General features: G+C 73.0%; 16 protein-coding genes. 5 read left to right on the forward strand and 11 right to left on the reverse strand.

Annotated features, from left to right (window positions below; genetic code table 11):
* Positions 1 to 24 precede the first annotated feature (24 nt).
* The gene (locus AB0O53_RS32675; protein ID WP_350995946.1) at positions 25 to 1,413 is read left to right on the forward strand and encodes an eCIS core domain-containing protein; all 1,389 of its coding nucleotides are present in this window, start codon (positions 25 to 27) and stop codon (positions 1,411 to 1,413) included.
* Between the two features lie 78 nt (positions 1,414 to 1,491).
* Here AB0O53_RS32675 and AB0O53_RS32680 read toward each other — a convergent pair whose 3' ends face one another.
* Positions 1,492 to 1,899: a PPOX class F420-dependent oxidoreductase gene (locus tag AB0O53_RS32680; RefSeq protein ID WP_030850667.1), complete on the reverse strand. Its 408-nt coding sequence runs from the start codon at positions 1,897 to 1,899 to the stop codon at positions 1,492 to 1,494.
* A gap of 189 nt (positions 1,900 to 2,088) precedes the next feature.
* Here AB0O53_RS32680 and AB0O53_RS32685 point away from each other — a divergent pair, with 189 nt between their 5' ends.
* Entirely contained in the window at positions 2,089 to 3,450 is a 1,362-nt protein-coding gene (locus AB0O53_RS32685) for a hypothetical protein (protein ID WP_365200458.1), read from the forward strand.
* Positions 3,451 to 3,457: 7 nt separating this feature from the next.
* Here AB0O53_RS32685 and AB0O53_RS32690 read toward each other — a convergent pair whose 3' ends face one another.
* The gene (locus AB0O53_RS32690) at positions 3,458 to 3,943 is read right to left on the reverse strand and encodes a hypothetical protein (RefSeq protein ID WP_350995819.1); all 486 of its coding nucleotides are present in this window, start codon (positions 3,941 to 3,943) and stop codon (positions 3,458 to 3,460) included.
* 277 nt (positions 3,944 to 4,220) lie between these two features.
* Positions 4,221 to 4,652 carry a GNAT family N-acetyltransferase gene (locus tag AB0O53_RS32695; protein ID WP_350995817.1) on the reverse strand — a complete coding sequence of 144 codons (432 nt, stop codon included), beginning with the start codon at positions 4,650 to 4,652 and terminating at the stop codon, positions 4,221 to 4,223.
* Between the two features lie 94 nt (positions 4,653 to 4,746).
* Between AB0O53_RS32695 and AB0O53_RS32700 the strand changes: the two genes are divergently transcribed.
* A complete protein-coding gene (locus AB0O53_RS32700) occupies positions 4,747 to 5,235 on the forward strand; it encodes a hypothetical protein (RefSeq protein WP_365200462.1) in 489 nt (162 codons plus the stop codon).
* A gap of 22 nt (positions 5,236 to 5,257) precedes the next feature.
* Here AB0O53_RS32700 and AB0O53_RS32705 read toward each other — a convergent pair whose 3' ends face one another.
* From AB0O53_RS32705 to AB0O53_RS32720, 4 genes are all read right to left on the reverse strand, one after another.
* A complete protein-coding gene (locus AB0O53_RS32705) occupies positions 5,258 to 5,935 on the reverse strand; it encodes a glyoxalase (protein WP_365200465.1) in 678 nt (225 codons plus the stop codon).
* A gap of 75 nt (positions 5,936 to 6,010) precedes the next feature.
* Positions 6,011 to 6,391, reverse strand: coding sequence for a toxin Doc (locus tag AB0O53_RS32710; RefSeq protein WP_350995809.1), 381 nt, complete (start codon positions 6,389 to 6,391; stop codon positions 6,011 to 6,013).
* A 2-nt stretch (positions 6,392 to 6,393) separates the two neighbouring features.
* The gene (locus AB0O53_RS32715) at positions 6,394 to 6,639 is read right to left on the reverse strand and encodes an antitoxin MazE7 (RefSeq protein ID WP_350995806.1); all 246 of its coding nucleotides are present in this window, start codon (positions 6,637 to 6,639) and stop codon (positions 6,394 to 6,396) included.
* 62 nt (positions 6,640 to 6,701) lie between these two features.
* Positions 6,702 to 7,742 (reverse strand): ABC transporter permease, encoded by a 1,041-nt coding sequence (locus AB0O53_RS32720; protein WP_365200469.1) that lies wholly within the window; start codon positions 7,740 to 7,742, stop codon positions 6,702 to 6,704.
* Positions 7,743 to 7,850: 108 nt separating this feature from the next.
* Between AB0O53_RS32720 and AB0O53_RS32725 the strand changes: the two genes are divergently transcribed.
* Positions 7,851 to 8,483 carry a TetR/AcrR family transcriptional regulator gene (locus tag AB0O53_RS32725; protein WP_365200472.1) on the forward strand — a complete coding sequence of 211 codons (633 nt, stop codon included), beginning with the start codon at positions 7,851 to 7,853 and terminating at the stop codon, positions 8,481 to 8,483.
* A gap of 35 nt (positions 8,484 to 8,518) precedes the next feature.
* On the opposite strand, the gene AB0O53_RS32730 is transcribed toward AB0O53_RS32725, so the two are convergent.
* Positions 8,519 to 8,938: a hypothetical protein gene (locus AB0O53_RS32730; RefSeq protein ID WP_365200475.1), complete on the reverse strand. Its 420-nt coding sequence runs from the start codon at positions 8,936 to 8,938 to the stop codon at positions 8,519 to 8,521.
* Positions 8,939 to 9,074: 136 nt separating this feature from the next.
* A complete protein-coding gene (locus tag AB0O53_RS32735; RefSeq protein ID WP_350995795.1) occupies positions 9,075 to 9,389 on the reverse strand; it encodes a hypothetical protein in 315 nt (104 codons plus the stop codon).
* A gap of 168 nt (positions 9,390 to 9,557) precedes the next feature.
* On the opposite strand from AB0O53_RS32735, the gene AB0O53_RS32740 reads away from it, so the two are divergent.
* Positions 9,558 to 10,751, forward strand: coding sequence for a LuxR C-terminal-related transcriptional regulator (locus AB0O53_RS32740; RefSeq protein WP_365200477.1), 1,194 nt, complete (start codon positions 9,558 to 9,560; stop codon positions 10,749 to 10,751).
* A 136-nt stretch (positions 10,752 to 10,887) separates the two neighbouring features.
* On the opposite strand, the gene AB0O53_RS32745 is transcribed toward AB0O53_RS32740, so the two are convergent.
* Together AB0O53_RS32745 and AB0O53_RS32750 are read right to left on the reverse strand one after the other, a co-directional pair.
* On the reverse strand, positions 10,888 to 11,532 hold the full coding sequence (locus AB0O53_RS32745) for a response regulator transcription factor (RefSeq protein ID WP_350995790.1): 645 nt from the start codon (positions 11,530 to 11,532) through the stop codon (positions 10,888 to 10,890).
* Positions 11,484 to 12,803 carry a sensor histidine kinase gene (locus AB0O53_RS32750; protein ID WP_365200480.1) on the reverse strand — a complete coding sequence of 440 codons (1,320 nt, stop codon included), beginning with the start codon at positions 12,801 to 12,803 and terminating at the stop codon, positions 11,484 to 11,486. The genes AB0O53_RS32745 and AB0O53_RS32750 overlap by 49 nt, the downstream gene beginning before the upstream one ends.

The raw sequence follows: 12,803 nt of genomic DNA on the forward strand, positions 1-12,803 counted from the left end.
GAAGCCGCGGCGCCCGTGGGGCTGATGGGGCTCCAGGCGAGTGCGGGCAACGCCGCGGTCGTCCAGATGCTGCGGCGGGCCGGTCACGGGCAGGACCAGGAACAGGAGCAGCACCGGCACACCGACGGGTGCGGACACCAGCAGTCCGAGCAGCCCGCGGTGCAGCGGTCCGCCGTCCACGACGTCCTGCGCGCGCCCGGACGCCCCATGGACGCCGCCACCCGCAGCGACATGGAGGCCCGCCTCGGTGCGGACTTCTCCGACGTCCGCATCCATGACAGCAGTGCCGCCAAGGCCTCCGCCGCCGAGGTGGGGGCCCGCGCCTACACCTCGGGCAGCCATGTCGTGATCGGCGCCGGCGGCGGCGACAAGCACACCCTCGCCCACGAGCTCACCCACGTCATCCAGCAGCGGCAGGGACCGGTCGCGGGGACCGACAACGGATCGGGGCTGAAGGTCTCCGACCCGTCGGACCGGTTCGAGCGGGAGGCGGAGGCGAACGCCAGCCGGGTCATGGCGCCGGGTCACCGGGCCGCCACCGCTGACGTGCAGCGTCATGCGGTGGCGTCGGCCTCGGCCTCGTCCGGTTCCCACCATGCGGTGCAGCGCGTCGCGAACCCGCAGGACCTGTTGACGGTCGAGCACTGGGAGAACCAGGCGGGACTGGGCGGATCCACCAGCGCCGCCGCCAAGTCCAGGACCAAGCAGATCGCAGCTTCCAAGAAGAACGCGAAGGGCTGGAAGGCCAGCAAGCCTCCGCGCAGGATCGATGATGTCATCGCGACGGTCGGCCCCAAGCTCCTGGCCGATCTGGCGAAGAAGCCTGCGGATTCCGGTCGGATGGAGCTGTTCCGCTCCATGAGCTTCGAGGAGGCCCACAGCGCCCTCACCTACTGGGGTGACACAGCCTCACGGGCCGCGATGATGGAGTACATCGAGGGCGGCGGGGGCACGGCGAAGGAGTTCAGGGAGAACGGGTTCTCCGGCCTGACGATCGGGGCCCACCTCGGGGACCAGGGCCAGGCCGATGCGTACTACAACACCCAGGGTGCTCCCTACGCGGTGCAGCTGAAGTTCACCCTGAAGCCCGGCGCCCACGAACTCCTCTTCAACCAGGACCACATGGCCCTCGGGCCGGGCTACAAGAACGACCTGATCCGCGAGGCGAACGGCGGCGGCTACCAGAACGCGAGCGCGAACGAGGGCACGCTGGGCGGCTACGTCGGCGTGAAGGCCGAGGACAACGAACCGTACAGTCTGGGCATCGCCCAGGGCGCCAACGGCAAGAACGGTCGTGAACTCGGCGCGAGCCAGCTGCTCTTCCAGCTGTTCGTCGAGAACGTCGAACTCGTCAAGAACAGGTCCGGGGAGGAACTGCCCGGCGCGGCCGCCCAGCAGGAACTGACCGCCTAGTCATGGCCCGCCGCGGATGCACCCGGGCCGGGTCGACCCCGGCCCGGGGACATCCGCCGGTCCCGCCCGGCTAGCCGGCTAGATCGAGCCGACGACCTTGCGGGGCGATACCCGGACCACGACACGTGTGGCGTCGTCGACGGAGGCGGGGTTGAAGTCCCGGTAGTCCTTGCCCGTGTACTTGCGCGAGAGCTCGTTGATCAGCTCCTGGCCGCCCTCCGTGGTCAGCTCGGCGGTGCCGCGCACCTCGGCGTAGGTGTACGGGGCGTCCGGCGGGTTGATCATCACGGTGATCCGCGGGTCGCGGCGCAGGTTCTGTTCCTTCCGACGGCCCTCGGTCGTGGAGATGAGCAGGTCGTCGCCGTCCCGCATGAGCCAGGTCACGGACAGTTGCGGGCTGCCGTCGGGCTGGATGGTCGCCACCGTCGCGAACATGGGGGAATCGTCGATGATGCGCTTCAGATCATCGGACAGTGCAGCAGACACGGCGCAAGCCTTTCCGGAAGGACGTCCCGTGCCCACGGCACGGAACCGACAACATCTGACCCTGGGTCACCATAGACCCGCAAGGGCGCGACCCAGCGTGACGGCACGGCGTGCGGTGCCGGTGTCGGTCCACCGACGGGTCCCGAGCCCCCGGGGCTCGAACCCGCGGGGCCCGGCTAACGTGGGCGCATGGTCCACCTCAAGCAGCCTCGCCTCTCGGGGCTGGGACAGAACCCGGCCGCCCCGACGGACGTCATGGTGCGCCTGGCCGCGCACCCGGCCGGTCGGTCCGGGCTGAGGACGCGCGAGGGCCGGCTGCCCGATGAGGTGGCCGAGGCCCTGCTGACGCACGGCGACAGCCGCTCGGCGGTGGCCCTGCACGGGCGCCGGGTCTCGCCGGCGATGCGCCGCCGGATCGCCGAACACCCCGACCCCGCGGTCCGGAACGCCTACGCGGACTTCGTACGGGACATGCTGGAGCGCGGGGTACCGATGGACTTCACGGACCTGGTGGAAGTACATGGCCGGTCGCCGGCCGAACTCGCGGCCGACCCGGACCCCTTGGTGCGCGCGACGGTGGCCGCGACCTGGGCGGACCGGCCCGTCCCGGTGCAGGTGGCGTTCCTCGCCGACCCCGATCCCAAGGTGCGGGCCGCGGCCACGCGTGCCGAGCGCCCGGGTGTCCCTCCGGAACACCGTGATCGCTGCCTGGCCGACCCCGCCGTACGGGCCAATGTCGCACGTCGTGTCCCGTTGACCCCCGACTCGTTCGCCCGGCTGCTGGCGACCGGGGACCAGGAGGTGCTGCACGCGGTGGCCGCAAACCCGTACCTGACCGCCGACATGGTGGCCGGGCTGCAGGACAGCGAGGATCCGGTCGTCCGCGTCGCGGTGGCCTGCAGCCGGCACGTCACCCCCGAGACCCGGGACCGGTTGCTCGCCGTGGTGGAGGCCGAGGAGGCGGCGGGCAGCGACGACGCCGCTCTCGCTCTCCGCTGGTTCCCCCCTGCGCCGGACTGGCTGCGGGACGCGCCGCTCGCCGAGCGACTGACCTACCTGGACTGCCCGCACCCGGTGTTCCGGCAGGTACTGGCCACAGGACGGGACCTGCCGGATCGGGCATGGCGGCGGCTGGACGACGACCCGGACCCCACGGTGCGGCGCAACGCCGCCCGTCGGCCGGACGCCCCGCCCGAGGTCCTGCTGCGGCTGCTCCGCGAGCACGGCGACGTCCACCACGTGCGACCGATGCTGGTGGACCACCCCAACTTCCCCCGTCGGGCCCTGCGCGGCTTCGTGGACGACCCCGATCCACGGGTACGCGTCCTCGCCCTGCGGGATCCCGATCTGCCCCTCGCGCAGCTGCGACAGCTCGCGGCCTGCGGGGAGCCGTTCCTGCGGGTCGGTGTGGCGGGGCATCCCGCGCTCGGCGCGGAACTGGTGGAAGAGCTGCTGGCCGACCCGGAGCCCGACGTCGCGCACGCGGCGGCCGCCCATCCCGTGCTCCCCCGGGCCCGGATGGACCGCATTCTCGCGCAGGCCGGCCTCTGACGGCCGGCTAACGCCCCTGGGGGCGGTCCGTCAACGCCGTGCCGCAGCCGCTGCAGTAACGGGCGTCCGCCTCGATCGCGTGCCGGTGGCACCGGCCGCACACCAGGTGCAGCGGGCACGGCTCGGGCGCCACGTCAGGGGTGGTCCGTCCGATGCTCATCCCGCGCCGCCTGTGGTGCACGGTCAGTACGAGCAGCCCCTCGGGGCCGGCCAGCAGCGCCCGCGAGGTGCCGCGCGGCAGCAGTCCGATGAATCCGGGGGCCAGCACGGACTTGGCGCCGTCCAGGGTGAGGGTTCCGCCGCCCCCGACGACGACCAGCATCACGTCGACCTCGTCCTCGACGTACGCCGCCCCGCCGGTCCCCGGCAGGTGGCGCACCAGGTTCGCGTCCAGTTGCCGGTCGGCGCCCTCAAGGCGCCACAGCGCGCCGCTCTCCCCCTGCGCCACCGCCGCGACCAGCCCCGCGACCGTTACGAACTCCGCCTCCCGCACAGCCTGTCTTTCCTTCACACCCGAGCCGAACCGCACCGCACCACACCCTCATGATCTCTCACCCGTCGCCCGGGCGGCGAATCACCGGGAGCCCGCGCGAGGGCGGCTCCCGTCAGGGGACGTCCGTGTACAGGTGCGTCCGGCCGGTTTCGAAGAGGGTGGCGGGCTCGGACGAACGGTCCAGGTGCTCGTCCTCGCCGCAGGCGGGCCGCCACCCACCGGGCTCAGGCATCCGAACCGTCCAGCCGGTCACCTCGGACTCTCCTCGCCCGCAACCTCACTGCCTGCCCAGCGCCATCCACCGCTCGGGCGCCTCCAGCGGGAGGAAGCCGATCTTGGCGTAGATCTCGTGCGCGTCCGCGGTGGCCAGCAGGACGCGGCGCAGGTTGTACGGGGCGAGGTGGTCGCGCACCGCGGTGACGAGCGCGGTACCGATGCCCTTGCCGCGCACCTGCGGGGAGATGTAGACGTCGCACAGCCAGGCGAAGTCGGCCTTGTCGGTCACCACGCGGGCGTAGCCGACCTGTTGGCCGGAGGCCCGCTCGTACACCCCGAAGTTCAGGGAGCCGGCAATGGCCCGGTCCTGCTTCTCCCGGGACCGGTCGCGGGCCCAGTACGCGTCCTGCGAAAGCCATTGGTGGACCAGGGCGGCATCGATGCGGGCGGAGTCGGCGGATATCTCGTATTCAGCGGGAAGATCAGTGGTCATGGCTGCATCCAAGCAGTTCCGGCCGCTCCCCCGCCGCTGATTTCCGTACCGCGAGATGATCTCCTCACGGGGTCGGCGTGCGAGGATCCACGTCATGGATCATGAGATCGCCTGGACGAAGGGAACACCGGGCGGGCCCTCCGGCGGACCGGAGGACGTGCTGCCCCTGCTGCGGGGCGCCGTCCGCGCGGAGCCCGGCGGTCGCCTGGAGGTCCTCGTCGCCGAGTGCGGGATGTGCGGGTCCGGCGAGGTGGAGTTCGAGGTCGCCAAGGGCGAGTGCTTCTGCGTGGGTTGCTGCATCCCGCTGGGGGTCTCCGACGGGTACGCGCACCCCGACGCCCCCTACCCGTGGCGGCTGGAGTCCTCCGGGGTGCCGCTGCCGCCCGCGTCACCGGGCCCGGGGTACGAACCGTCGGACTTCCCCCGCTGCCCTACGGGACACGACGTCTTCCACGTGGCGCTCGCCCTGGCCTTCGCCTCGGACGGGGCACTGCGGGGCATCTCGGTCGGCCTGCGGTGCCCCGAGGACGGGGCGCTGTGCCTGTACGTGGACAACGCGCGGGTGGTGGCGCGCGCGGCCTGACCCGCCCTCGCCCGGCGGGGGCTCAGGGCTGCGCGGGGGCGGGCGGTTCGGGTGCCTCCCAGGTGAACCCGTCCGGGTCGGTGAAGGCTCCGCAGGTGCCGGGGGCGGCGCCCATGACGACGCGGTGCGAGCCGGTGCCGTCGGCGGGGACGCCGAGGTCCTTGGCCAGGGCGCGGCGCTTGTAGAGCGCCAGCTTGACGGGGGCGCGGTCGCCGGCGGTGAACTCGGCGTACTTGCCGCCGAAGCTCTTGGCCACGGTCAGACCGCGGGCGACGTAGAACTGGCGGGTGGCCTTGACGTCCTCGACGCCGATCAGCAGGACGACCTCGTCGATCTCGCGGGTGGCGGGTCCGGTGTCCTTCTTCGCCGAGGTGGCGATCTTCCAGATCGTCCCGTCGGGTGCCTGGACGACGCCGCCGTAGCCCCACAGGGACTTCACGGCGGGCTTCAGCACCGTGGCGCCGGCGTCCACCGCGGCGGCGACGAAGCCGTCGACGGTGGCGGGGCCGGAGACGGTGAGCCCCAGGGTGAAGCCGCGGAATCCGGTGGAGTGCGCATCGCCGGCCCGCAGGCGTACGTGCGCGTCGACGCCGAAGGCTCCGTAGAAGCGGCGGGCGGCCTCGACGTCGGCCACTTCGAGGGTGACGGACGCGAGGGACGCGGGGGACGTGGAGGCCGTGGTGTGCGTGGTGGTTGCCATGTCCCTCACGCTAGGCGCCGCACGGCGGCCGTGGCTTCTCCATTCCTGACCGGTCCGGGGCCGGACCGGGGCCGGTCAGGGATCCGGGCGCATCGCGCGCAGCCGGTCGGCCACGTCGTACACGTTCAGACGCAGGCCGCGGATGTCGGTGATCAGGTCGCGCCACGGTTCGAAGGCGGTGTCGACGTCCCTGCCGGAGGCCCTGATGTAGGCCACGGCGACGCCGTAGGCGAAGTACTCGTTCCTGGCGGGCAGCGGGCGCAGGAGCACGATCTGCTCCAGTAGCGCCGCCGCCCGCCAGTACGCGTCGGGCGGGTCGGTGGCCAGCGCGGGCAGGGTCACGCGGTGCCGCGCGACGGCGGCGACCAGGCCCGAGTAGTCGAGCACGCCGAGGTCCTGGCCGAGGAGTTCCTCCTGCCGGTCCAGGAGCCACCGGATGTCGATGTGCAGGTCCAAGGTCAGGCCGCCCGGTCCGCGCGGGCGGACGGCGGAGGCCCGCCGAACTCGCGGTCGAAGGCCTCCGCGATGCCCGGCCGGCCGACGACCTCGCGGAACACGGCGGTCGCCCTGCCGAGTGCGAGCTGGTTCTCCTCCTCGATGGCCAGCTCCGCGAGGTACGCGCGGACGCTCATGCCCCGGGCGGCGGCCACCGCGGCGAACCGGTCCCGGGTCGCCGCGTCGATCTTCACAGTGGTGTCTGCCATGACCCGAGTATGCACCGGTGAATACCTTCATGAATACCGTACGGGGACCTAGGGTCCCGGCGTCACGACCGGGGAGCGGAGGCCGGGACCTCGTGCACAGCGGCCGGGGCCGAGGGCGCCGGGAGGACCGGTGCGGCCGGGGCGGTGCGACGGCCCGCGAACAGGAGGGCGGTCAGGCCCAGCACGGCCCACACGGACAGGACCAGGGCGGGCCCGGCCGCGCCGGCGCCGTCGAAGAAGGCGACCGAGCGGAGCAGGGAGGCGCCCGCGCCGGGCGGCAGCCACTGGCCGATGAACCCGGCGGGCTCGGGCAGCAGCTGCGGCGCTCCCGCGGCGCCGGAGAAGGGGTTGCCGAGCAGGACGATCAGCAGGGCGCCGAGGCCGATGCCCGCCTTGCCGAGGAGGGCGTGGAGCCCCGCGACGCCGCCGGCGATGGCCGCGACGGTGAGGGCCAGGACCCCCGCCTCGGCCCACCAGTTGCCGGTGAGGACCCCCAGCCAGCTGTGCGCGAGCGCGGCTCCGGTCAGGCCGACGAGGGTCGCGGCGCCGAGTACGGCGGTGACGGCGCGGCCGCCGCGCAGGCCGCTGAGGGAGACGAGGGCTCCGGCCGCGACCCCGGCGAGGGCGAGGGGCAGGATGCTCGCGCCGAAGCCGGTGCCGCGGGCGTCGGCGGCGGGTGCGGGCACCACGTCGGTGACGGGCACGGCCTGCGCCCCGGCCGGGGCCTGGGAGGTGAGGGCCTGCGTCAGCAACTGCGCGACGGCGGGGCCGGCGGCGGACGCGGTCAGCAGGTGCGGGCCCTGCGGGGTGGCGACGACCGCGCCGTAGACCTCGCGGTTCTCCAGCGCGGTGCGGGCGGCGGCCTCGTCGGCGTAGCGGTGGATCTCGAAGGCGCCCTCGTGGGAGGACAGCCGCTGCTCCAGCGGGGCGGCAGCGGCGGCGGGTCCGGCCACGCCGAGGGGAAGGTCGCGGGGGGCCATCCGGGTGGCGGGCCAGGCGAAGGCCCAGAGGGCCAGCGCGGCGAGCAGGGGGACCATCACCATCACGGCCAGGACGCGGCGCGAGGCCGGGACCGTGTGGGGGGAGGCGGGTGTCACGGGCATGGCGAGGACTCGATTCAAAGAGAAGGATCGTTCGTTTTACGTCCTGGGCCCACTGTGGGCGGACGCCTTCTCCTTGTCAAGAATGAATATTCGTTTTAGATTGGTGGCATGGCACGTGTATCCCAGGCGCACCTCGACGCCCGCCGCCGGCAGATCCTCGACGGCGCGACCCGCTGCTTCACGCGCAACGGCTTCCACGCCACGTCCATGCAGGACGTGCTGAAGGAGGCGGACCTGTCCGCCGGGGCCGTCTACCGCTACTTCCGCAGCAAGGAGGAGCTGATCGTCGCGATCGCCGAGGAGACGTTCACGCTGATCCGCGGCGCCTTCGAGGCGGCGGCGGAACAGGACCCGCCACCCGCTCCGGACCTGCTGATCTCCGAGGTCCTCGGCACGATCCTGGAGGTGCGGGCCGGGGAGCCCGGAGCCGATCCCCGGGACTTCCCCCGGCTCATGCTCCAGGTCTGGACCGAGACCCTGCGCAACGAGGAGCTCGCCGCCCTGCTGCGCCGCGGCTACGAGGAGATCAGCGGGGGGTGGGTGGGGCTCGTGGAGGGCTACCGGAAGGCGGGCATGCTCGCCTCCGACGTCCCCGCGGAACACATCGCGCGGACCCTCATCGCGGCGGCCCAGGGGTACATCACCCAGCAGGCGCTCTTCGGCGGGATCGATCCCGGCATGCTCCGGGACGGACTGCGCGGCCTGATGTCCATGGACGACGGCGCCCCGGCACACCGTTGACCCCGGCGGGATCGGATCCCGCCGGGGCTCCGGGGTCAGCAGTCCGGGATGGGGACCCAGCGGCTGCCGTTCCAGTAGTCGGCCTGGTCGTTGCCCTGGCCGGACAGGTAGTAGGCGGACACCCAGCCGCGGCTCCCGGCCGGGGTGTCGAGGTCGGTCAGCAGCCACCAGCGGTTGTGGTTGCCCCGGCCGTCGTTGACCTCGGCTCCCCACGCCCGGCAGTTGACGTAGTTGCTGCCCGCGTAGAGGTAGCCGTTGGGGCCGCACGGATGTCCGTTGCCCGTGCCGCAGACGGTGTTCGGGTACCCGTTCGCCTGGGCGAACGTCGTGATCCAGTACCTGCCGTGGGCGTGCGCCCGCGGTGCTGCGAGGGAGACGTCCGCCGCGAGCGCGAGCAGCAGGGCGGTGAGCAGCGCGACGGTGTTGCGTACGGTCGTGGCGGCGTTGAAGGGCATCGATCCTCCAGATGACGTGGGGCGAGCCGGGGAAGACCCGGCCGCCCCTGCCGCGGACGGTGGAACCCCCGTTCCCTCTCCACCGGCCTCGTGGGCGGGGGCGGCCGTGCGGGTGACCGCGCCGGCCGGACGGCGGCTACGGCTTGATGGTCACCGAGACGCACTCGTCCCAACCGACCGTGTCCTCGCAGATGTTCATGTACGTGTATCCGGTGATGTACCCGTTGCCGCAGCCGCCCTGGCTTCCGTTGGCGTCGCCGTACTGTCCGGTGTCACGGCTGCCGTAGGTCCTGCTGAAGTACACGTAGACCCCGTTGCCGTCCTGCTCCATGTCGCAGACCTCGAACCAGCCGTTCGAGGTGTCATAGGTCGCGTAGTCGGACCCGTGGTGGACGGAGTGCCTGGCCGCGTGGGCCGACAGTGCGGTGCCCAGGGCGAGCGCGGACGCCATGGCGAGTGTGGCAGCGGTTCTGAGTACGGCTCGTGCGGCCCTCATCGGTCCCCCATCGGTGGTGGATGCTCGTGTGGTGACGCGATGACGCTAGCTCCGCCGTCCGCAAGCGTGCGATCCCCGGAAGTGGGGGTTTCGCAGGCCGGAGCGGTGCGGTAACAGACCCGCGTGACCCCCTCGAACGTGGCCCCGCCGAGCGCCTCCGCGCTGCGCCGCGCCCAGGCACTGATCGCGCGGCTCCGCCGGGAGTCACCGGACCCGACGACGCTCTTCGCCCGGGTGGCCGACATCGTTCCCTCGGTGGTCGGGACCGACGGTGTGTGCGGGCTGACGCTCGACCCGGCCACCCTCCTGCACACGGGCGGCTTCCACCACCGGGGCGTACCGCACACCCACCTGCCGCGGCTGCTGCAGATCGAGTACGGCGAGGAGGACGTGAACCAGTTCCCCGCTCTGGTGCGGACCGGCGGGACCGCCGCGGGGCTCTGGCACGCCACCCGCCGGCGGCCCCAGTCCAGTTCCCGCTACCGCGACGTCTACCGCCCGGCCGGAATGGGTGACGAGATGCGCGTGCTCCTGCGCACCGGCCGGACCGTGTGGGGTGCGCTGGTGCTGCACCGCGGCGGTGACCGCGCGCCCTTCGGCGACGACGAGATCGCCGCGCTGACGACGCTCGCTCCGCCCGTCGCCCAGGCGCTGCGCGGCGCGTACCTGAGACACGACGCCCTCGCCGCCGCCGATGGTGACCTCCCTTCCGCACCGGGCCTGTTGACGTTCCACCCGGACGGACAGCCGGACCGGGTCACCCCGGCGGGGCATCAGTGGCTGGAACAACTGGCCCTGGTCCCGGGCGGGTCGGCCCCGCTCCCGCAACCCGTGCTCCACGCGCTGAGCCGGGCCCGCACGGCGGGTGACGCCTCGCTGCGCATGCGCAGCCGGACCGGCCTGTGGGTCTCCGTCACCGCCACGCGCATGGACGCGGAGGGCGGCGTCGCCGTCATGATCCAGCCCAGCAGTCCCGAGCACGTCATCGGGATCCTGATGGACGCGTACGGACTCACCCTGCGCGAACAGCAGGTCGCCCAGCTGGTCACCTACGGAATGTCCGACACCGACATCAGCCGACGGCTCGGGATCTCCCCGCACACCGTCAGGGACCACCTCAAGAAGGTGTTCGACAAGACCGGGACGAACAGCCGGGGACGGCTCCTCCAGCTCCTCTACTTCAGCCACTACCAGCCGGACATCGACAACGGCCGCACCATGGGCCGGCACGGCTGGTTCCGTACCGCTCAGGTCCGAGGTCCCGCCGTCGAAAATCATCATCCGGGCGCACCGGCCGGAGGACCGGCGCCGCAATGATGCCGGTCATGGCACACGAACGCGCAACCCTCGCCCGGCAGACCGCGGACCGGAACGCGCGTCCGCACCCGGTTGACCCGGCGCCCGGACGATCGCACTCCGCGAAGGCCTCCCGCCTGCGGGCCGTCGGGCGCCGCTACCGCTTCAGGTAGGCCAGGACGGCCAGGACACGGCGGTTGTCGTCCGCGGACGGATCGATGCGGAGCTTGGTGAAGATGGCCGCGGTGTGTTTGGCGACCGCGCTCTCGCTGATGAACAGGGCCGCCGCCACGGCCGCGTTGGAGCGGCCCTCGGCCATGAGGCGCAGGACGTCCAGCTCGCGCGGCGTGAGCTGCGCCGTGGTGCCGCGGGCGTCGCTGCGGGCCAGCAGCCGTGCGATGACCTGCGGGTCCATCACCGTGCCGCCGGCGGCCACGGTGCGTACCGCGTCGACGAACTGGGCGGTGTGCGTGATCCGGTCCTTGAGGAGGTAGCCGATGGCTCCCTGGCCTCCGGCGAGCAGTTCGTGCGCGTAGAGCTGGTCCACGTACTGGGACAGGACGAGGACCGGCAGCGCCGGCCGGGACCGGCGGGCCTCCAGGGCCGCCTGGAGGCCTTCGTCGGTGAAGGTGGGCGGCAGCCGGATGTCGACCACGGCCACGTCCGGCTCCTCCTCCAGCAGCGTCCTGAGCAGGGCGGGGCCGTTGTCGACGGCTGCGACGACGTCGAAGCCATGCTCCTGGAGGGTGCGCGTCAGCCCGTCCCGGAGGAGGAAGAGGTCTTCGGCGAGGACGACGCGCACGGTATCTCCAAGGTCGCGGTGGTCGGCCCGCCCCGCGGGCTGTGCAGGACGAGGGTTCCGTCGAAGGGTTCGATGCGGCGCCGCAGGCCCCGCAGCCCGCTGCCGTCGGGGTCGGCGCCGCCGCGGCCGTCGTCGACGACCGTGACGCGCAGGACGCCCGCCGTGTGGCTCAGACGGATGCGGACCTCGGGGGCGCCCGAGTGTTTGGCGGCGTTGGCGAGCAGTTCCGCGACGGCGAAGTAGCCGGCCGACTCCACGGCCGCCGGGAGCCGGCCCGTCAGGGCCGCCTCCACGTGCACGTCGAGGTGGCTGTCGAGGGCGAGCGAGCGCACCGCGTCGCCCAGGCCCCGGTCGGCGAGGACCGGCGGCAGTACGCCGTGGACGAGCTCGCGCAGGTCCTGGAGGGCCCGCTGGGACGTGGCCCGTACCTCCTGCAGCAGGGCGCGGGCGGCCGGCAGGTCGTGGTCGAGGAGGCGGGTGGCCTCGTCCAGGGTCATGCCCAGGGCGACCAGCCTTGCCTGTGCCCCGTCGTGCAGGTCCCGTTCGATGCGCCGCAGTTCGGCGGCCTGGACGTCGAGGACGTCGGAGCGGGATCCCGCGAGGTGCTCGATGCGGCGGACGAGTTCGGTGGTGTACGGGGCGGCCAGCAGCCGTCCGCTCCAGGCGGCGTGCAGCCGCAGGACCGCGGGGGCCAGGCGCAGTCCGGCCACGGTGAACCCGAGGCCGAGGACGAGTGCGGCGAGCATCCCCGTCGTGGAGTCGACGAGGACGAAGGCGTACCAGTTGCCGTCGCCGAGGAGCCGCCAGACGAAGGGCTGGACGGCCGCGCCGAAGAGCCCGTACCAGACGAGGGCCGGCGGGACGGTGGCGAGCAGCGCTCCGGTGCAGGGTTCCGCCCAGGCCCAGCGCAGGTCGTGCCAGAAGCCGGCGTCGCCGAGGAGCGCGAGGGCCCGCCGTCGGTGGCCTCCGGGGCCGGTGGGGTGGGGCGGGAGCGGTCGCGGCGGGCTGATCACCGTCCCCGCCCGGCGGCCGGCCAGGTCGCGGTAGCGGTCGGACAGCCGGCGCAGGGCCGTCGCGGCGGGCGGGAGCAGGACGAAGCCGACGCCGACGGGCAGGAGCAGCAGGGCCCCGACCACGAGGGCGCCGGCCCCGGACACGGCGAGCCCGGCGAGGGACAGCAGCTGGCAGTGCAGGAGGGCGGTCGACGCGCTCCTGATGCCGGTCCGCCGCCCGCCCTCCCGCGCCGCCATCGCCACCCGTCGTCCCGTCAT

It is taken from the genome of Streptomyces erythrochromogenes, from assembly GCF_040684695.1.
GTDB classification, from domain to species: Bacteria; Actinomycetota; Actinomycetes; order Streptomycetales; family Streptomycetaceae; genus Streptomyces; species Streptomyces erythrochromogenes_C.

Coding starts and splice junctions, on each gene's coding strand:
- AB0O53_RS32675 (WP_350995946.1), top strand. CDS start 25: ATGGGGCTCCAGGCGAGTGCGGGCAACGCCGCGGTCGTCCAGATGCTG.
- AB0O53_RS32685 (WP_365200458.1), top strand. CDS start 2,089: ATGGTCCACCTCAAGCAGCCTCGCCTCTCGGGGCTGGGACAGAACCCG.
- AB0O53_RS32695 (WP_350995817.1), bottom strand. CDS start 4,652: ATGACCACTGATCTTCCCGCTGAATACGAGATATCCGCCGACTCCGCC.
- AB0O53_RS32700 (WP_365200462.1), top strand. CDS start 4,747: ATGGATCATGAGATCGCCTGGACGAAGGGAACACCGGGCGGGCCCTCC.
- AB0O53_RS32705 (WP_365200465.1), bottom strand. CDS start 5,935: ATGGCAACCACCACGCACACCACGGCCTCCACGTCCCCCGCGTCCCTC.
- AB0O53_RS32715 (WP_350995806.1), bottom strand. CDS start 6,639: ATGGCAGACACCACTGTGAAGATCGACGCGGCGACCCGGGACCGGTTC.
- AB0O53_RS32720 (WP_365200469.1), bottom strand. CDS start 7,742: ATGCCCGTGACACCCGCCTCCCCCCACACGGTCCCGGCCTCGCGCCGC.
- AB0O53_RS32725 (WP_365200472.1), top strand. CDS start 7,851: ATGGCACGTGTATCCCAGGCGCACCTCGACGCCCGCCGCCGGCAGATC.
- AB0O53_RS32730 (WP_365200475.1), bottom strand. CDS start 8,938: ATGCCCTTCAACGCCGCCACGACCGTACGCAACACCGTCGCGCTGCTC.
- AB0O53_RS32735 (WP_350995795.1), bottom strand. CDS start 9,389: ATGGCGTCCGCGCTCGCCCTGGGCACCGCACTGTCGGCCCACGCGGCC.
- AB0O53_RS32750 (WP_365200480.1), bottom strand. CDS start 12,803: ATGACGGGACGACGGGTGGCGATGGCGGCGCGGGAGGGCGGGCGGCGG.